The sequence below is a fragment of the Duganella sp. GW822-FHT06D06 genome (assembly GCF_058799615.1).
This window is the reverse complement of record NZ_JBXALQ010000007.1, coordinates 254352-271097: the sequence shown is the minus strand read 5'-3', so window position 1 is coordinate 271097 and position 16746 is coordinate 254352. Positions and strand designations below refer to the sequence as shown.

The following is a 16746-nucleotide window of genomic DNA, read 5'->3' as shown; positions in this document are numbered from 1 at the left end:
ATGAATAAACCCGCAGCCCCGCTCAGCCGCGAACAGCACTGGCGCAAGACGCGCCGCCTGTCCGCCATCCTGCTGCTGGTCTGGCTGGCCACCGGTTTCTGCGCCGCCTACTTCGCGCGCGAACTGGCCGGCCTGAGCGTGTTCGGCTGGCCGCTGTCGTTCTACCTGGCGGCGCAGGGCGCGTCGCTGGTCTACCTGGCCATCCTGGCCGTGTACGCCTGGCGCATGCGCAAGCTCGACCGCGCAGCCATGCAGGGGCGCCGCGCGTGAAGGCGACCCGCACCCTCTTCCAGCGCCTGCGCAACTACTACCTGCTCTTCACGGCCGGCTTCGCCTGCTTCCTGGTCGCGCTCTCGGTGCTGGAGCAGGAAGGCATGTCGCGCAACTGGATCGGCTACCTGTTCATGTTCGCCACCATCGTGCTGTACGCGTCGATCGGCGTGCTCAGCCGCACCTCCAACGTGCTCGAATACTATGTGGCCGGGCGGCGCGTGCCGGCCATGTTCAACGGCATGGCCACCGCCGCCGACTGGATCTCCGCCGCCAGCTTCATCAGCCTGGCCGGCGGCCTGTACCTGCACGGCTTCGACGGCCTGGCCTACATCATGGGCTGGACCGGCGGCTACTGCCTGGTGGCGCTGCTGATCGCGCCGTATCTGCGCAAGTTCAGCCAGTACACCATCCCCGATTTCCTGGCGGCCCGCTACGGCGGCGGCGACGGCGACGGCCGCGGCGGACGCGCGGTGCGCATCCTGGCGGTGGCGGCCACCATCATCGTCTCCTTCACCTACGTGGTGGCGCAGATCTACGCGGTCGGACTGATCGCCTCGCGCTTCACCGGCGTCGATTTCTCGGTCGGCATCTTCCTCGGCCTGGCCAGCATCCTGGTGTGTTCCTTCCTCGGCGGCATGCGCGCCATCACCTGGACCCAGGTGGCGCAGTACATCATCATCCTGGTGGCCTTTTTGATGCCGGCGGTCTGGTTGTCCGGCAAGCACACCGACAATCCGATACCGCAGGTGGCCTACGGCAAGCTGCTGCCCAAGCTGGGCGCGCTCGAAAACGTGCTGCAGAACGATCCCAAGGAAGCCGAGGTGCGCGCCATCTTCCGCCAGCGCGCCGACGAATTCGACGCCCGCATCCGCGCCCTGCCGGCGTCGTGGGAGACCGGCCGCGCCGACGTCCAGCGCACGCTCGACCGCGTCAAGCTGCGCAACGCGTCGCTGCTGGAGATCCGCAACGCCGAGCGGACCCTGATCGCCTATCCGAAAAGCGCCGACGAAGCCGCGCGCAGCTGGGCCGAGTCGCGCGCGCAGAACCTGGCCCGCGCCGAACCGATCACGCCGCACGCCACGCCCTACCCCGGCGACGCCGAGACCTCCGACATCAAGCGCAACAACTTCCTGGCGCTGGTGTTCTGCCTGATGCTGGGCACGGCCGCGCTGCCGCACATCCTGATGCGCTCCTACACCACGCCGTCGGTGCACGAGACCCGCGTCTCGGTGTTCTGGACGCTGTTCTTCATCCTGCTGATCTACCTGACCATCCCGGCGCTGGCGGTGCTGGTCAAGTACGACATCTACAGCGCGCTGGTCGGCACCGACTTTGCGCACCTGCCCAACTGGGTGTCGTACTGGGCCAATGTGGACAAGGCCAATCCGCTGTTCAGCATCAGCGACATCAACCACGACGGCATCGTGCAGCTGGCCGAGATCACCATCGACGCCGACGTGCTGGTGCTGGCCACGCCGGAAATCGCCGGCCTGCCCTACGTGGTGTCCGGCCTGGTGGCGGCGGGCGGGCTGGCCGCCGCGCTGTCGACCGCCGACGGCCTGCTGCTGGCGATCTCCAACGCGCTGTCGCACGACATCTACTACAAGCTGGTCGACCGCAGCGCCTCGACCCAGAAGCGGGTCACCATCTCCAAGCTGCTGCTGCTGGGCGTGGCCTTCATCGCCGCCTACGGCGCCTCGCAAAAGCCGGGCGACATTCTGTCGCTGGTGGGCGCGGCCTTCTCGCTGGCGGCCTCGGCGTTGTTCCCGGCGCTGGTGCTGGGCGTGTTCTGGAAGCGCGCCAACTACCAGGGCGCGGTGGCCGGCATGGCGACCGGCTTCGCGGTCTGCCTGTACTACATGTTGCACGCCAATCCCATCCTGGGCGGCAGCGCGGCCGGCCAGTGGTTCCACATCGCGCCCATCTCGGCCGGCATCTTCGGCGTGCCGGCCGGCCTGCTGACGATGCTCGCGGTCAGCCTGTTGACGCCGGCGCCGGAGCGCCAGACCGGCGCTCTGGTCGACTACATCCGGGCGCCGGAACTTTAAGATACATGGCCCACGTGGCGGATTTGATAACTTGATGCTATTGTTCCGGCACAGCTTATTTCGAGACCGCCTATGAAACTTCGCACCATCCTGCTGCTGGCCTGCGCCATCGGCCTGTCCTTCCATGCCGCCCAGGCCGCCGACGCGCCACCGGCCCGCCCATCGGTCGAGGATTTTTTCGGCAATCCCGAGTTCAGCGGCGCGCTGCTTTCGCCCAGCGGCAAATACCTGGCCGTGAAGGTCGGCTCCAAGGACAAGCGCGACCGCCTGGCCGTGGTGGAACTGGGCGCGAACACGGTCAAGGTGGTGGGCAGCTTCAGCGACGCCGACATCGGCAAGTTCCAGTGGATTAACGACGACCGCCTGGCCTTCACCGCCGCCGACCACCAGCTGGCCCAGGGCGACCAGCGCTACGCGCCCGGCCTGTACGCGATCAACCGCGACGGCACCGCCTTCCGCCAGCTGGCGATGCGCAGCGGCCTGCCCTTCATCAGCAGCGGCCCCGTCAGTTCACAGGCGCGCGAGCTGCTGCCCTGGCATACCTTCATGCTGGACCAGGACGGCCCGCAGGACTCCGAGTATATGTACGTGCTCAACAAGAGCATCAGCGGCCCCGGCCAGCTGGACTACGTCGACCTGCAACGCATCAACACCCTGACCGGCCGCGTGGCCAGCACCGTCGCCCGTCCCGGCAACAGCATGAGCTGGCTGCTGGACAACAAGGGCGAACCGCGCCTGACGGTCACCTCGAAAGACCGCACCAGCGAAATCTGGTACCGCGATCCGGCCACCAACGCCTGGCGCAAGCTGACCGGCTTCGACAGCTACACCGGCGGCAAGGGCGCCTTCACGCCGCTGGCGTTCGGGCCGGACGGCACGCTGTACGTGATCCTCAACAAGAACACCGACCTGGCGTCGGTGCACAGCTACGACCTCGCCACCAACACGGTCTCCGAGCAGCCCATCGTCAAGCTGGACGGCTACGACTTCCGCGGCGAACTGATCATGGACCAGCACAAGATGCTGGGCGTGCGCTACCAGACCGATGCCGCCGGCACCGTGTGGTTCGACCCGGCCATGAAGGAGATGCAGGAAAAAATCGACACCATGCTGCCCAACACCATCAACCTGCTGACGCCGCCGTCGCGGCCGCAGGCGCCGTGGCTGCAGGTGCGCGCCTTCAGCGACGTGTGGCCGTCGCGCAGCTTCCTGTACAACCGCGACAGCAAGCAGCTGACCGCCATCGGCGCCAGCTACCCGACCATCCAGCCGACCCAGATGGCGCACAAGATCATGGTGCACTACAAGGCGCGCGACGGCCTCGAGATCCCGGCCTGGCTGACCGTGCCGCAAGGCAGCGGCAAGAACCTGCCGCTGGTGGTGCTGGTGCACGGCGGTCCGTATGTGCGCGGCGGCGACCTGGCGTGGGAGCCGGACTCGCAATTCCTGGCCTCGCGCGGCTATGCGGTGCTGGAGCCGGAATACCGCGGCAGCCGCGGCTTCGGCGTGCGCCACTATCGCGCCGGCTGGAAGCAATGGGGCTTGAAGATGCAGGACGATATCGCCGACGGCGCGCGCTGGGCGATCGCCCAGGGCACCGTCGATCCCAAGCGCATCTGCATCGCCGGCGCCAGCTACGGCGGCTACGCCACACTGATGGGCCTGATCAACGATCCCGACCTGTTTAAATGCGGTATCGACTGGCTGGGCGTCACCGACATCAACCTGATGCACGACGGCCACTGGGCCTATGTGTCGGACTTTTCGGACGGCTGGCGGCAGTACGGCATGGTGGAACTGGTCGGCGACCCGGTCAAGGATGCCGAGCAGTTGAAGGCCACCTCGCCGCTGTTGCAGGCGGCGCGCATCAAGCAGCCGCTGCTGTTGGCCTACGGCGGCGCCGACATGCGCGTGCCGCTGCCGCACGGCACCAAGTTCTACAAGGCGGTCAAGCAGACCAACCCGAACGTCGAATGGGTCGAGTACCCGGACGAAGGCCACGGCTGGGCGCTGCCGAAAACCCGCTTCGACTTCTGGAACCGGGTCGAGAAATTCCTCGACAAGAATATCGGCGCGCACTGAAAGTCGCGCTATAGTCTCGTTGCAGCAAACCTGTTCAACGTCTACGGAGGAGCGCGCATGTCGTCGGGAAAAATCTTGGTCGCACAGGGAGGCGGGCCGACCGCCGTCATCAACCAGTCGCTGGCGGGGGTGGTGCTGGAGGCGCGCCGCTTCCGCGACGTCACCCGCGTCTACGGCGCGCTGCATGGCGTGCGCGGCATCATCAACGAAGACCTGGTCGACCTGACCCGTGAGACCAGCCACAACCTGGAGCTGGTGGCGGCCACGCCGTCGTCGGCGCTGGGCTCGACCCGCGACAAGCCGGACCTGGCCTATTGCGAGGAAATCTTCAAGGTCTTGCGCGCGCATCAGATCGAGCAGTTCTACTACATCGGCGGCAACGATTCGTCGGACACGGTGCGCATCGTCAGTGAGCAGGCGCAGCAGGCCGGCTATCCGCTGCGCAGCATCCACATCCCCAAGACCATCGACAACGACCTGGTCGGCAGCGACCACACGCCGGGCTTCCCGTCGGCGGCGCGCTTTGTCGCCCAGGCCTTCGCCGGCGCCAACCTGGACAACGCCGCGCTGCCGGGCGTGTACGTGGGCGTGGTGATGGGCCGCCATGCCGGCTTCCTGACGGCCGCCTCGGCGCTGGGCAAGAAGTTCCCAGACGACGGCCCGCACCTGATCTACCTGCCGGAGCGGGTGTTCTCGCTGGAGCAGTTCCTGGCCGACGTCAAAGCCACGTATGCACGCTATGGCCGCTGCGTGATCGCCGTGTCCGAGGGCATCCACGACGCGTCCGGCGAACCGATCGCCAGCCTGCTGGCCAAGGAAGTCGAACGCGACGCGCACGGCAACGTGCAGCTGTCCGGCACCGGCGCGCTGGCCGATCTGCTGTGCGACGAGATCAAGGCCAAGCTGGGCATCAAACGCGTGCGCGGCGACACCTTCGGCTATCTGCAACGCTCGTTCATCGGCTGCGTGTCGGACGTGGACCAGCGCGAAGCGCGCGAGGTCGGCGAGAAGGCGGTGCAGTTCGCCATGTGGGGCGGGCGCGACGGCTCGGTGGCGATCAAGCGCACCGGTTTCTACTCGGTCGATTACGAGCTGATGGCGCTGTCCGACGTGGCCGGCAAGACGCGCGTGATGGAGGACGAGTTCATCAGCGCCAGCGGCACCGACGTGACCGACGCCTTCCGCATGTACCTGCGGCCGCTGCTGGGTTCCGGCATGCCGGACGCGTTCCGCCTGCGGCCGTCGCCGGTGGAAAAAATTCTGAAGAAATAGGAGACGACGATGGGACTATTCAAACGCAGCATGCTGCTGGCCGTGCTGGCCAGTGCGGCGCTGGGCGCCTCGGCGCAGAACGCCAACCAGCCACCGCCGCCCGACGGCAAGCGCGGCCCGCCGCAGGAAGCGATCGACGCCTGCAAGGGCAAGGCCGAAGGCGTCAAGGTCACGTTCAAGGGCCGGCGCGGCGAGGACGTCAAAGGCGTCTGCAAGAAGATGCGTGAAGGCGTCGTCGCCGTGCCCGAAGGCGGCATGCCGCCACCGCCGGAACCGCGCAAGTAGTTGCCGCAGGAATTAACTTGGCTCAGACGCTCATGCCGCGTCTGCCCTGGCAGGAAAAACGAAAGGTCGAACCGTAGCGGTATCGACCTTTTTTCTTGCCTGCATCACGTCATGCGCAGCCTGCATATCCATCCATGACATGGCAGATCGATCGAACACCAGTTCGAGCCGTACCGCCATTTCCGCCGTCAAGGCGATTTCTTGGGCAAGCAAACCTTCCACTCCCTGCAATGGCAGCCCCAAGCGGTCAGCCAACTCTTCATGGCTAATTTTGTGCGGTTCGACATAGGACAGAAAAAGATATTCGCCGGGGTGCATAGTGATCATGTTCGCCTCCAGTACCAGTCGGATCCTGATTTTTCATGGTAGGAGCAAAGCCGCACGCCGTCAACCGCGCCGAGGATACTGTCATGAGTTTTCAGGCCAAAGAAATCCGACATAAAGGTTTGCTGCGTTCGGTGAGCTGACTAATATCGACTTGGAAGATCTTCACCGGCGCAGTGGCGCGAAACGCCACTAATTCCCGATGCGGCATAGACTACATCATCGGCCATAGACACGCCCCTCACGTTCAATGTCTTCCAGCAGGCCGGCGCGGGCGGTATCCAGTTCAGTCTTTTGACTCCAGCTTACACCACGGCGAGGGTCGGCAGCAGCGGTGTGATGTCGCCATCGGCTCCGCCGGACCAACGCAAGCAGGCACGGCTTAGATTAACTTAGCTCAAGACCAAATTACACTGCCACGCTAGGATTTGAGTTCCAAGTCAGAGGAGCTCATCATGCCCTACATCGCCCGCAATTATGCAGATCAAAAAGAGCTGGTTGGCAATGGCCAATGCGTGACCTTGGTGAAGGCATTTTCCAGCGCGCCGGCGGCATCGTTATGGTCTGAAGGCGAAAAGGTGGCTGAGTTAGTGAAGTCCAACCGAATAGCCTCCGGCACTGTTATCGCCACGTTTGTCAAAGGCAGATACCAAAACCACTCACACGGCAATCACGCAGCTATATTCGTCAAGGCAGTCCCAGGCGGCATCGTCGTCTTCGACCAATGGCGCACGCATAAGCCGGTGGAACGCATCATCCGCTTTGGCAGGTCAAGCAAAATCGGTGCGGCACAGCGGCCAGAACTCTATTCGGTCGTCGAATGAATACCGCACTCCGTCTTTTTACGGCAGCAGCGCTTTTCATGACGGCACCTGTACTTGCCAAGCCGTTGGCCTGCCCTGCTTTCGCCCCCAGTTCATGGGGCTTGGGAAATGCCAAGCTTGAATCGGTGCGAGTACTGTCCCATCCAGCCGGTGAAAAGATTGACGACGCCGGCCCTTTGCCTATCATGGCGCCTGACGAGGAACAGGAACGCGATGGCAAGCTCCTGCAAACATGGCGCATGAACGCCGATGCACCAAAATACGCCTACAAGTTTGATTGCCTGTTCAGCGGAACCGAGCGTTTTTTGAGAATGGAGGCGCCAGCGGTGAAACGCTGCACGGCGACCTCAAGCCAAGCGGACCGGTTGTTTATTTTTTCTTGCAGATAGCCTGCGGAAAAAACCTGCCGGTCCGCCAAAGCGACACTAAGGCGCCAGCGCCGGCAGCAGTGGCGTGATGTCGCCGTCGGACGGCAGCGGCGCCAGCTTCAGCAAACGCATCAGCAACGGATAGACGTCGACGTTGTCGAACGCCGGCAGCACCACGCCCGGCTTGAAGGCCGGGCCGGCGGCGATGAAGATGGCGCCCATCTCCGGCGCGATGTTGTCGTAGCCGTGCGCGCCAGCCTTGCCGAGCGCCTTGTCGCTGAAGGTCAACATCCAGCCGGTCTCGGCCAGGCAGAGAAAGGCCGGCACGCGCGCATTGCGTCCATACGCCAGCCGCGCCGGCAGCTCGCCCTTGCGCCAGCACTGCATGTGCTGCTGCGGCTTGAGCAGCGCCGCGGCCAGTTGCTCCTCGCGGCCGGGCATCGCTTCCATGCCGGCATATGGACCGCTGACCACCTTGCGGTAGCTGCCCTCCGGCAGCAGCCGGTCCATGCGCACCACGCGTTCGAGGCTCACCGGCGCCATGCCGTGATCGGAGACGATGACGATGTTGGCGTCCAGCTGGCGCTTGGCCAGGCCGTCCAGCAGCTGGCCGATGGCACGGTCCACCAGCGCCACCGCCGCCGTGGTCTGCTCGGCGGCGGGACCGTAAGTGTGGCCGGCGTGGTCGACATCGTCAAAGTACAAGGTGGCGAAGCCCAGCGGTTCCACGTCCGCCCGGCCCAGCCACGACAGCAGCCGCTCGGTACGCTTGGTCGCCGGCAGCTTGCCGTCGAACTGCGGCGCCACCGTCGGCCGCACGCCGCGGATCGCCGCTTCCGATCCGGGCCAGAACATGGTGCCGGAACGGATGCCGTGCAGCTCGGCCGTCACCCACACCGGCTCGGCCTGGTCCCACCAGCGGCGGTCGGTGACGGCGGCTGGATTATCCAGGCTGAAACGCACGCCGGGAATGGCCGCGTCTTCCATATTATTGTCGACCACGCCGTGATGGTCGGGCCGCAGCCCGGTCACCAGCGTGTAGTGGTTCGGGAAGGTGATCGAGGGAAACGACGGCCGCATCGCCACCGCCCGCGCGCCGCCGGCGGCCAGCCGGTTCAGCTCGGGCGTGACGCCGCGCTCCAGGTATTCGGGCCGCATGCCGTCGATCGACACCAGGATCGTCAACGGTGCGGCGTGCGCCGTCGCGCAGCAGCTCACGGCCAGCAGCAACAGCAGTTTTTTCAAGGTCGGTTTCATGGTTCAGGGGTCCAGGCGTAAAAAAAGCGGACGACGCCGGGGCGTGGTCCGCTTTTGGGAATTAACTATCGCTTAAACAACGATGGTCTGGTGTTCGTCGCCGACACGGGCGCGGATCGCGCCGATGGTGTAGACGGTTTCGCCGGCCGCTTCCAGCTGGGCGATGGCGGCGGCAGCGTTTTCTTTCGACACGATGACGGTCATGCCGATGCCGCAGTTGAACACGCGGTGCATTTCAGCGTCGGCGACGCCGCCGTGCTGCTGCAGCCAGGCGAACAGCGGAGGCATGGTCCACGATTTGCCGTTCAGCTCGGCCACCAGGCCAGGCTGCAGCACGCGCGGGATGTTCTCGACCAGGCCGCCGCCGGTGATGTGCACCATGCCCTTGACTTCCATCGAGGCCATCAGCGCCAGCAGCGGCTTGACGTAGATGCGGGTAGGCTGCATCAGCACGTCGGCCAGCTTGCGACCGTGGAAGTCGCCGTCCAGGTCCGGCTTGGCCACTTCGATGATCTTGCGCACCAGCGAGTAACCGTTGGAGTGCACGCCCGACGAGGCCAGGCCCAGGATGACGTCGCCCGGAGCGATCTTGGTGCCGTCGATGATGGCCGATTTTTCCACCGCGCCGACCGCGAAACCGGCCAGGTCGTATTCACCGGCCGGGTACATCGATGGCATTTCCGCCGTTTCGCCGCCGATCAGCGCGCAACCGGCTTGTTCGCAACCCTGGGCGATGCCCTTGATGACGTCGGTCGCGATGGCCACGTCCAGCTTGCCGCAGGCGAAGTAGTCGAGGAAGAACAGCGGCTCGGCGCCCTGCACCAGGATGTCGTTGACGCTCATCGCGACCAGGTCGATGCCGACCGTGTCGTGGCGGTTCAGCTCGAACGCCAGTTTCAGCTTGGTACCCACGCCGTCGGTACCGGAGACCAGGACCGGCTCCTTGTACTTCTTGCTGATCTCGAACATGGCGCCGAAACCGCCCAAGCCGCCCATCACGCCTTCGCGCATGGTGCGCTTGGCAAAAGGCTTGATCGCTTCGACTAAAGCGTCGCCTGCGTCGATATCGACGCCGGCGTCACGGTAGGACAGGGAAACATTAGAAGTTTGGCTCATGGTGTATTTCGCAGCGGAGGCGGTAAAATAGAAGGCGGAGACCTGTTTCGTAGCAAAAAGTTACGAAAATGCGCAAAAAGCTGCACAACAACCCGGTCAATCCGCTATTTTATCAAAATGCCCCGTCCAACAGCCGTTTTTAACCATCTAAATCACTTTCCATGCCATTTCCCCTCTCGGTAGAGCAAAAGCAAACGGCATTCTGGGTAGCGGTTTGGGCAGCATTCTTCCTGTTGCTGGTCACTTTGGGACCGGTGCTGACGCCCTTCCTGGCTGCCGCCATCCTCGCTTACGCGCTCAATCCGGGCGTCGATTTCCTCGACCGTCTGCAGGTTCGGCGCGGTCGCCTGACGATGCGGGTGCCGCGCGCGCTGGCCGTGCTGCTGGTGGTGGTGCTGTTCTTCGCCGCCATCTCCGCCCTGGTGCTGATCGTGGTGCCGGTGCTGCAAAAGGAAATTCCGCTGCTGCAGGCGCAGATCCCCGCCTTCCTGGCCAAGGCCAACGACCTGCTGGGTCCCAAATTGCAGGAAATGGGCGTCAAGGTGCGGCTCGACAGCGCCGGCATCAAGAAGCTGGTGTCGCAGCAGATGTCCACCAGCGGCGAGGAGATCTGGAGCGCGGTGCTCAATTCGGCGCGCGTGGGCGGCACCGCGGTGCTGGGCTGGATCGCCACCTTGGTGCTGATCCCGGTGGTGCTGTTCTACCTGCTGCTGGACTGGCACCCGATGCTGGCCCGTATCGCCGGCTGCGTGCCGCGGCGCTGGATAGTCGCCACCATGGACATGGCCGAGGAAGTCGACACCCTGCTGGCCCAGTACCTGCGCGGCCAGCTGCTGGTGATGTTCGTGCTGGCGGTGTACTACTCGGTGGCGCTGGCGATCGCCGGCTTCGACGTCGCGCTGCCGGTCGGCATCATCACCGGCCTGCTGGTGTTCATCCCCTACCTGGGCTTCGGCCTGGGCCTGGTGCTGGCGCTGATTTCGGCGGTGCTGCAGTTTTCCGACTGGAGCGGCGTGATCGCGGTGGCGATCATCTATGGCGCCGGCCAGGTGATCGAAGGCTTTTTCCTCACGCCGCGCCTGGTGGGCGAGCGCATCGGCCTCAATCCGCTGGCGGTGATTTTCGCTTTATTGGCGTTCGGCCAGCTGTTCGGCTTCGTCGGCGTGCTGCTGGCACTGCCCGCTTCGGCGGTGCTGATGGTGGCATTTAAGCATCTGCGCCGCCACTACCTGAGCAGCAGCTTCTATAATGCGTGACGTGGAACAGAAAAACGTTATGCAAAAGATCATAAACAGGCGTACGCCATGAAACAGCTGGTGCTCGATTTAGGCGCGGACCAGGCGCACAGCCTCGCATCGTTCGAGGTGGGACAGAATGCCGAAGCGGCAGCGCTGATGGCGCAGTTCGCCGACCGCACGTCGCGCGAGCACTTCGCCTATCTGTGGGGCGCGGGCGGCGTCGGCAAGACCCATCTGCTCAAGGCCTTGGCCAGCGCCGGCGGCGAAGCCGAGCAGCTGCGCGCGCGCTATATCTCGCCGTTTTCCATCGAGTCCGAATTCGTCTACTCGCCGGAGGTGGACCTGTACCTGCTGGACGACTGCGAAAAGCTGTCGCCGCTGGCGCAGATCGACGCCTTCGCGCTGTTCAATGAAATCCGCGCCAACAACGCCTTCATGGTGTGCAGCGGCGCGGTGGCGCCGGCGGTGCTGCCGGTGCGCGAGGACCTGCGCACCCGCATGGGCTGGGGCCTGATCTACCAGGTCCACGGCCTGACCGACGACGAAAAGGTGGCCGCGCTGACGGCCGCCGCCACCGCCCGCGGCTTGACGCTGTCGCCCGGCGTGATACCCTACTTGCTGTCCCATTTTCAGCGCGACATGCGGTCGTTGTCGACGATGCTGGACTCGCTGGACCAATATTCCCTCGAAACCCAACGCCCGATCACCTTGCCGCTGTTGCGCGAGTGGTTGCAGGCGGAAGCTAAAGAATGACGAATCCTGCATGAACTTAGCCTTATTTGACCTCGACCACACGCTGCTGCCGATCGACTCCGACTACGAGTGGGGTCAGTTCCTGGTACGCATCGGCGCCGTGGACGCCGCCGAATTCGCCCGCCGCAACGATGAATTCTTCGCCCAGTACCAGGCCGGCACGCTGGACCCGGTGGAGTACCTGGAGTTTTCGCTCGGCACCCTGGCCTCGTTCCCGCGCGAGCGCCTGCAGGCGATGCAGGAGCAGTACATGGCCGAAGTGGTGCTGCCGGCGATCCGCCCTTCGGCGCGCGCGCTGCTGCAAAAGCACGTCGACGCCGGCGACCTGGTGGCCATCGTCACCGCCACCAACCACTTCGTCACCGCGCCGATCGCCCGGGCGCTGGGCGTGGAGCACCTGATCGCGGCCATGCCGGAAACCGACGCCGACGGCAAGCTGACCGGCAGGCTGCTCGGCACGCCGACCCAGGGCGCGGGCAAGGTCACGCACACCAAGGCCTGGCTGGCGAAGATGGACAAGAAGCTGGAAGACTTCGGCACCGTCCACTTCTACAGCGATTCGCACAACGACCTGCCGCTGATGTCCATCGTCAGCCATCCGGTGGCGACCAACCCCAACGCCGCACTGAAAACGCACGCCACAGCCCAAGGCTGGCCATTAATTGACCTATTCAATGATTAAGAAACTGATCCGCAAAATCCTCGGCACCAAGAGCAAGGCACGCGACACCAGCACGCCGGTGATACTGGGCCCTGAAGCCCACGGCATCGATCCGCGCCTGCTGTCGTCGAACGCGGTGCGCGTCACCAGCACCCTGCAGGAAGCGGGCTACGAAGCCTTCGTGGTCGGCGGCGCCGTGCGCGACCTGCTGCTGGGTGTGAAGCCGAAAGACTTCGACATCGCCACCAACGCCACGCCGGAGCAGGTCAAGCGCCTGTTCCGCCGCGCCTTCATCATCGGCAAACGGTTCCAGATCGTGCACGTGATGTTCGGCCAGGATTTGCTGGAGGTGACCACCTTCCGCGGCACCACGCTGGACAACGCGCCCAAGGACGAACATGGCCGCGTCCTGCGCGACAACACCTTCGGCTCGCAGGCGGAAGACGCGGTGCGCCGCGACTTCACCATCAACGCCATGTACTACAACCCGGCCAACCAGCAGGTGCTGGACTACCACGGCGGGGTGGAAGACATCCGCGCCAAGACGCTGCGCATCATCGGCCAGCCGGAAGCGCGCTACCGCGAAGACCCGGTGCGCATGCTGCGCGTGGTGCGCTTCGCCGCCAAGCTCAAATTCACCATCGAACCGAATACCGGCGCGCCGATCCCGGTCATGGCTTCGCTGATCGACAACGTGCCTGCGGCGCGCGTGTTCGACGAGATGCTCAAGCTGTTGATGAGCGGCCAGGCGCTGGCCTGCCTGCAGCAGCTGCGCAAGGAAGGCCTGCATCACGGCCTGCTGCCGCTGCTGGACGTGGTGCTGGAGCAGCCGCTGGGCTTCAAGTTCGTGACGCTGGCGCTCGACTCGACCGACTCCCGCATCCACGCCGGCAAGACGGTGTCGCCGGGCTTCCTGTTTGCGTCGCTGCTGTGGCACCAGGTGCTGGAGAAGTGGACCGCCTACCGCGCCGCCGGCGAGCAGACCATCCCTGCGCTGCACCTGGCGGCCGACGACGTGCTCGATTCGCAAACCGAGAAGCTGGCCTTGCAGCGCAAGATCGGCTCCGACATGCGCGACATCTGGTCGATGCAGCCGCGCTTCGAGCGCCGCAGCGGCAAGTCGCCGCACAAGCTGCTGGAGCACCTGCGCTTCCGCGCCGGCTACGACTTCCTGCTGCTGCGCTGCGCCTCGGGCGAGATCGACGCCGAGTTGGGCGAATGGTGGACCGCGTTCTATGAAGGCGACGAAGCCACCCGCGAAGACCTGATCGCCACGGCCAACCAGCCGGCGGGCGCCGCCGGCGCCAAGCGCAAGCGCGCACCGCGTCGCGGTGGCCGCAGCAAGGGCGGCGAAGGCGGCAACGCTGGCGGCAATGCCGGCGGCGACGGCGGCGGCGCGGAATAAGCTGCACCGCCACGCATCATGAGCATCATCGGCAAAGCAGGTGAAGATGGCTTCGCCTTCACCATCGCCTACATCGGCATCGGCGCCAACCTGGGCGACGCGCGCGGCAACGTGGCCGACGCGCTGGAGCGCCTGCAAGGCCTGCCCGGCTGCACGCTGATGGCGGCGTCGGGCCTGTACCGCACCGCGCCGATCGATTCGAGCGGCGACGACTACATCAACGCCGTGGCCCGCATCGCCACCACGCTGGACGCCGAAGCGCTGCTGCAGGCGCTGCACGGCATCGAGCAGGCGCACGGCCGCGAACGGCCCTACCGCAACGCCCCGCGCACACTGGACCTGGACCTGCTGCTGTACGGCGACCAGCAGATCGCCAGCGCCACGCTGACGGTGCCGCATCCGCGCATGACGGAACGCGCCTTCGTGCTGGTGCCGCTGCTGGAACTGGCCCCGGCCATCCATATTCCCGGTCGCGGCGCGGCGCAGGACTATGCCGCCGCGGTAGCCGATCAGGGCATCAGCCCCATTATTTGACTCCCCTGCACGCGATAGCATTCAGGACTACACTATCGCCGTGTCATCACATCTTTAAAGGATTTCCCATGTCTGGTTATTTGCAAGGAAACGAAATGGCCGCGAGCCAGAAGCCTGCCGCCACCACCGCACCTGCACCGGCCAAAGCGGTCGCCAACAAGGCAGTCACCATCTCCACGCTGGCAACCCTGCGCGCGGCCGGTGAAAAAATCTCCATGCTGACCTGCTACGACGCCAGCTTCGCCTCGCTGATGGACCGCTGCGGCGTCGAAATCCTGCTGATCGGCGATTCGCTGGGCATGGTCTGCAACGGCCACCAGTCGACGCTGCCGGTGACGGTGGCCGAAGTGGCATATCACACCGCCGCCGTCGCGCGCGGCAGCAAATCGGCGATGATCATGGCCGATTTGCCGTTCGGCGCCTATGGCACGCCGGAAACCGCGTACGCCAACTCCGTGCAGCTGATGCAGGCGGGCGCGCATATCGTCAAACTGGAAGGCGGCGCCTGGCTGGCCGACACCGTACGCTTCCTGACCGACCGCGCGGTACCGGTCTGCGCCCACCTCGGCCTGACGCCGCAATCGGTGCACCAGCTGGGTGGCTACAAGGTACAAGGCAAGACCATCGAAAGCGCCGAGCTGCTGAAGGCGGACGCATTGAAGATGCAGGCCGCCGGCGCCGCGATGGTGCTGCTGGAAGCCATCCCTGCGCAGCTGGGCAAGGAAGTCACCGAGCTGCTGTCGGTGCCGACCATCGGCATCGGCGCGGGTCCCGACTGCTCGGGCCAGGTGCTGGTGATGCACGATCTGCTGGGCGTGTTCCCGGGCCGCAAGGCGCGTTTCGTGAAGAACTTCATGGAAGGCCAGACCAGCATCGACGCCGCCGTCACCGCCTACGTCACCGCCGTCAAGGACGGCAGCTTCCCGGCGCTGGAGCACTGTTTCTAAACGAGTTGCTTGACGCAGTCCTCAAACGCGGACAGCAGCTGACTGATGTCGTTCTCGCTGGTGCAGGGGCACACCAGCAGCATGTTGTGGAACGGCGTGATCAGCAGGCCGCGGTTGAGCAGGTAGAGGTGGATGATCTGTTCAAGGTCGCTGTCCAGTATCGCTTGCGCCTGCGTCCCGTTTTGCGGCGCGGTGGGCGCGAACTGGAATTCGGTGCGGGCGCCGATTTGGGTGACGCACCACGGCAGTTTGTGGCGAGCGATCACGTCGCGCAGGCCTTCCGCCAATTGGCCCGCCAGCGCGAACATGTGCTGGTAGGCCTGCTCAGTCATCACTTGCTCAAGGTTGGCGCGCATCGCGGCCATCGCGAACATGTTGGCGCTCAGCGTGGTGCCGACGCCGGAGTGGCCAGGCGGCGCATCGTGCTTGGCCTGCTCCACCCGTCGCGCCAACTCCTCCGGGAATCCATAGACCGCGCAAGGAATACCTCCGCCGATTGGCTTGCCGACCACCAGCGCGTCCGGCTGCATGCCGTGCGCTTGCGCGTAGCCTCCGGGGCCGCTGCTGATGGTGTGCGTCTCGTCGATCACCAGCAGGCTGCCGTGGCGCTTGATGAGCTGCTGCGCGGCCTCCCAATAGCCCGGCTGCGGCAACACCATGCCGATGTTGGTCATCACCGGCTCGGCCAGCACGCAGGCGATGTCGCCCTGCTTTAGCGCCGCCTCCAGCGCCGGCAAGTCATTGAACTCAACCACCACCGTGTGATCCGTCAGCCTGTGCACCTGGCCGAGCAGGCTGTCGCGCTGCGTCGGCACGCCGTCCACCAGATCGACGAACACGTCGTCCACCGTACCGTGATAGCAGCCGTTGAAGACCAGCACCTTGCTGCGGCCAGTCGCGGCGCGCAGCCATCGCAGCACGAAGCGGTTGGCGTCCGACGCGGACAGGGCGAACTGCCAGTACGGCAGGCCGAAACGCCGCGCCAGTTCCGCCGCCACCGGCGCCGCATCCTCCGACGGCAGCATGGCGGTGTAGCCGCGCGCGGCCTGGCGCGCTATCGCCTGCGCCACCGGCTGCGGCGCGTGGCCGAACATGGCGCCGGTGTCGCCGAGGCAGAAGTCGATATATTCGTGGCCGTCGGCGTCGCGGAAGCGCGCGCCCGATGCTTCACGCACCGTCAGCGCGAACGGCGTGGACCAGTCGTTCATCCAGTGCATCGGCACGCCGAACAGCAAGTGCTGCGCGGCCTGCCCCGCCAATAGCGCCGATTCGGGATTGCGCGCGATGTAGCTGGCGCGTTCGGCGGCGGCCAGCGCTTGCGCGCGGGGCCAGTTCAAGCCGTCGCGGGTGCCGGCCATG

At 65.2% G+C, this 16746-nt stretch carries 17 protein-coding genes; 13 read left to right on the top strand and 4 right to left on the bottom strand.

The features are described from left to right. The 5 genes from AC1RMD_RS15725 (at position 1) to AC1RMD_RS15705 (ending at position 5960) form a co-directional block, all read left to right on the top strand. Positions 1–270, top strand: coding sequence for a DUF4212 domain-containing protein (locus tag AC1RMD_RS15725; protein WP_492927612.1), 270 nt, complete (start codon positions 1–3; stop codon positions 268–270). After that, positions 267–2321: a sodium:solute symporter family protein gene (locus AC1RMD_RS15720; protein ID WP_492927611.1), complete on the top strand. Its 2055-nt coding sequence runs from the start codon at positions 267–269 to the stop codon at positions 2319–2321. Before AC1RMD_RS15725 ends, AC1RMD_RS15720 begins: the two co-directional genes overlap by 4 nt. A 72-nt stretch (positions 2322–2393) precedes the next feature. Beyond that, positions 2394–4403: an alpha/beta hydrolase family protein gene (locus AC1RMD_RS15715; protein ID WP_492927610.1), complete on the top strand. Its 2010-nt coding sequence runs from the start codon at positions 2394–2396 to the stop codon at positions 4401–4403. Positions 4404–4460: 57 nt separating this feature from the next. After that, entirely contained in the window at positions 4461–5675 is a 1215-nt protein-coding gene (locus AC1RMD_RS15710; RefSeq protein ID WP_492927609.1) for a 6-phosphofructokinase, read from the top strand. Positions 5676–5684: 9 nt separating this feature from the next. Beyond that, on the top strand, positions 5685–5960 hold the full coding sequence (locus tag AC1RMD_RS15705; protein ID WP_492927608.1) for a hypothetical protein: 276 nt from the start codon (positions 5685–5687) through the stop codon (positions 5958–5960). A gap of 30 nt (positions 5961–5990) precedes the next feature. Here AC1RMD_RS15705 and AC1RMD_RS15700 read toward each other — a convergent pair whose 3' ends face one another. Beyond that, positions 5991–6287 carry a HigA family addiction module antitoxin gene (locus tag AC1RMD_RS15700; RefSeq protein ID WP_492927607.1) on the bottom strand — a complete coding sequence of 99 codons (297 nt, stop codon included), beginning with the start codon at positions 6285–6287 and terminating at the stop codon, positions 5991–5993. Positions 6288–6739: 452 nt separating this feature from the next. On the opposite strand from AC1RMD_RS15700, the gene AC1RMD_RS15695 reads away from it, so the two are divergent. After that, positions 6740–7108: a BPSL0067 family protein gene (locus AC1RMD_RS15695; RefSeq protein WP_492927606.1), complete on the top strand. Its 369-nt coding sequence runs from the start codon at positions 6740–6742 to the stop codon at positions 7106–7108. Further along, positions 7105–7497, top strand: coding sequence for an STY0301 family protein (locus AC1RMD_RS15690; protein ID WP_492927605.1), 393 nt, complete (start codon positions 7105–7107; stop codon positions 7495–7497). The genes AC1RMD_RS15695 and AC1RMD_RS15690 overlap by 4 nt, the downstream gene beginning before the upstream one ends. A gap of 36 nt (positions 7498–7533) precedes the next feature. Here AC1RMD_RS15690 and AC1RMD_RS15685 read toward each other — a convergent pair whose 3' ends face one another. Next, positions 7534–8733, bottom strand: coding sequence for an alkaline phosphatase family protein (locus AC1RMD_RS15685; protein WP_492927604.1), 1200 nt, complete (start codon positions 8731–8733; stop codon positions 7534–7536). A gap of 72 nt (positions 8734–8805) precedes the next feature. Further along, positions 8806–9849, bottom strand: a complete 1044-nt coding sequence (purM, locus tag AC1RMD_RS15680) for a phosphoribosylformylglycinamidine cyclo-ligase (RefSeq protein WP_492927603.1) — start codon at positions 9847–9849, stop codon at positions 8806–8808. 161 nt (positions 9850–10010) lie between these two features. On the opposite strand from purM, the gene AC1RMD_RS15675 reads away from it, so the two are divergent. From AC1RMD_RS15675 to panB, 6 genes are all read left to right on the top strand, one after another. After that, positions 10011–11105, top strand: coding sequence for an AI-2E family transporter (locus AC1RMD_RS15675; RefSeq protein ID WP_492927602.1), 1095 nt, complete (start codon positions 10011–10013; stop codon positions 11103–11105). Positions 11106–11153: 48 nt separating this feature from the next. Continuing rightward, entirely contained in the window at positions 11154–11840 is a 687-nt protein-coding gene (gene hda, locus AC1RMD_RS15670) for a DnaA regulatory inactivator Hda (RefSeq protein ID WP_492927601.1), read from the top strand. 10 nt (positions 11841–11850) lie between these two features. Next, a complete protein-coding gene (locus AC1RMD_RS15665; protein ID WP_492927600.1) occupies positions 11851–12522 on the top strand; it encodes a histidinol-phosphatase in 672 nt (223 codons plus the stop codon). Further along, on the top strand, positions 12515–13906 hold the full coding sequence (pcnB, locus tag AC1RMD_RS15660) for a polynucleotide adenylyltransferase PcnB (protein WP_492927599.1): 1392 nt from the start codon (positions 12515–12517) through the stop codon (positions 13904–13906). The genes AC1RMD_RS15665 and pcnB overlap by 8 nt, the downstream gene beginning before the upstream one ends. A gap of 18 nt (positions 13907–13924) precedes the next feature. After that, positions 13925–14440 (top strand): 2-amino-4-hydroxy-6-hydroxymethyldihydropteridine diphosphokinase, encoded by a 516-nt coding sequence (gene folK, locus AC1RMD_RS15655; protein ID WP_492927598.1) that lies wholly within the window; start codon positions 13925–13927, stop codon positions 14438–14440. A 95-nt stretch (positions 14441–14535) separates the two neighbouring features. Further along, on the top strand, positions 14536–15387 hold the full coding sequence (gene panB / locus AC1RMD_RS15650; protein WP_492927597.1) for a 3-methyl-2-oxobutanoate hydroxymethyltransferase: 852 nt from the start codon (positions 14536–14538) through the stop codon (positions 15385–15387). Here panB and AC1RMD_RS15645 read toward each other — a convergent pair. Continuing rightward, positions 15384–16745, bottom strand: a complete 1362-nt coding sequence (locus AC1RMD_RS15645) for an aspartate aminotransferase family protein (protein ID WP_492927596.1) — start codon at positions 16743–16745, stop codon at positions 15384–15386. The genes panB and AC1RMD_RS15645 overlap by 4 nt on opposite strands. Position 16746: the final 1 nt, after the last annotated feature.

What these genes read in the sequence shown, in the direction of transcription:
- AC1RMD_RS15725 (WP_492927612.1), top strand. Translation starts at nt 1, where the DNA reads ATGAATAAACCCGCAGCCCCGCTCAGCCGCGAACAGCACTGGCGCAAG.
- AC1RMD_RS15715 (WP_492927610.1), top strand. Translation starts at nt 2,394, where the DNA reads ATGAAACTTCGCACCATCCTGCTGCTGGCCTGCGCCATCGGCCTGTCC.
- AC1RMD_RS15710 (WP_492927609.1), top strand. Translation starts at nt 4,461, where the DNA reads ATGTCGTCGGGAAAAATCTTGGTCGCACAGGGAGGCGGGCCGACCGCC.
- AC1RMD_RS15705 (WP_492927608.1), top strand. Translation starts at nt 5,685, where the DNA reads ATGGGACTATTCAAACGCAGCATGCTGCTGGCCGTGCTGGCCAGTGCG.
- AC1RMD_RS15700 (WP_492927607.1), bottom strand. Translation starts at nt 6,287, where the DNA reads ATGATCACTATGCACCCCGGCGAATATCTTTTTCTGTCCTATGTCGAA.
- AC1RMD_RS15695 (WP_492927606.1), top strand. Translation starts at nt 6,740, where the DNA reads ATGCCCTACATCGCCCGCAATTATGCAGATCAAAAAGAGCTGGTTGGC.
- AC1RMD_RS15690 (WP_492927605.1), top strand. Translation starts at nt 7,105, where the DNA reads ATGAATACCGCACTCCGTCTTTTTACGGCAGCAGCGCTTTTCATGACG.
- AC1RMD_RS15685 (WP_492927604.1), bottom strand. Translation starts at nt 8,733, where the DNA reads ATGAAACCGACCTTGAAAAAACTGCTGTTGCTGCTGGCCGTGAGCTGC.
- purM (WP_492927603.1), bottom strand. Translation starts at nt 9,849, where the DNA reads ATGAGCCAAACTTCTAATGTTTCCCTGTCCTACCGTGACGCCGGCGTC.
- AC1RMD_RS15675 (WP_492927602.1), top strand. Translation starts at nt 10,011, where the DNA reads ATGCCATTTCCCCTCTCGGTAGAGCAAAAGCAAACGGCATTCTGGGTA.
- hda (WP_492927601.1), top strand. Translation starts at nt 11,154, where the DNA reads ATGAAACAGCTGGTGCTCGATTTAGGCGCGGACCAGGCGCACAGCCTC.
- AC1RMD_RS15665 (WP_492927600.1), top strand. Translation starts at nt 11,851, where the DNA reads ATGAACTTAGCCTTATTTGACCTCGACCACACGCTGCTGCCGATCGAC.
- pcnB (WP_492927599.1), top strand. Translation starts at nt 12,515, where the DNA reads ATGATTAAGAAACTGATCCGCAAAATCCTCGGCACCAAGAGCAAGGCA.
- folK (WP_492927598.1), top strand. Translation starts at nt 13,925, where the DNA reads ATGAGCATCATCGGCAAAGCAGGTGAAGATGGCTTCGCCTTCACCATC.
- panB (WP_492927597.1), top strand. Translation starts at nt 14,536, where the DNA reads ATGGCCGCGAGCCAGAAGCCTGCCGCCACCACCGCACCTGCACCGGCC.
- AC1RMD_RS15645 (WP_492927596.1), bottom strand. Translation starts at nt 16,745, where the DNA reads ATGGCCGGCACCCGCGACGGCTTGAACTGGCCCCGCGCGCAAGCGCTG.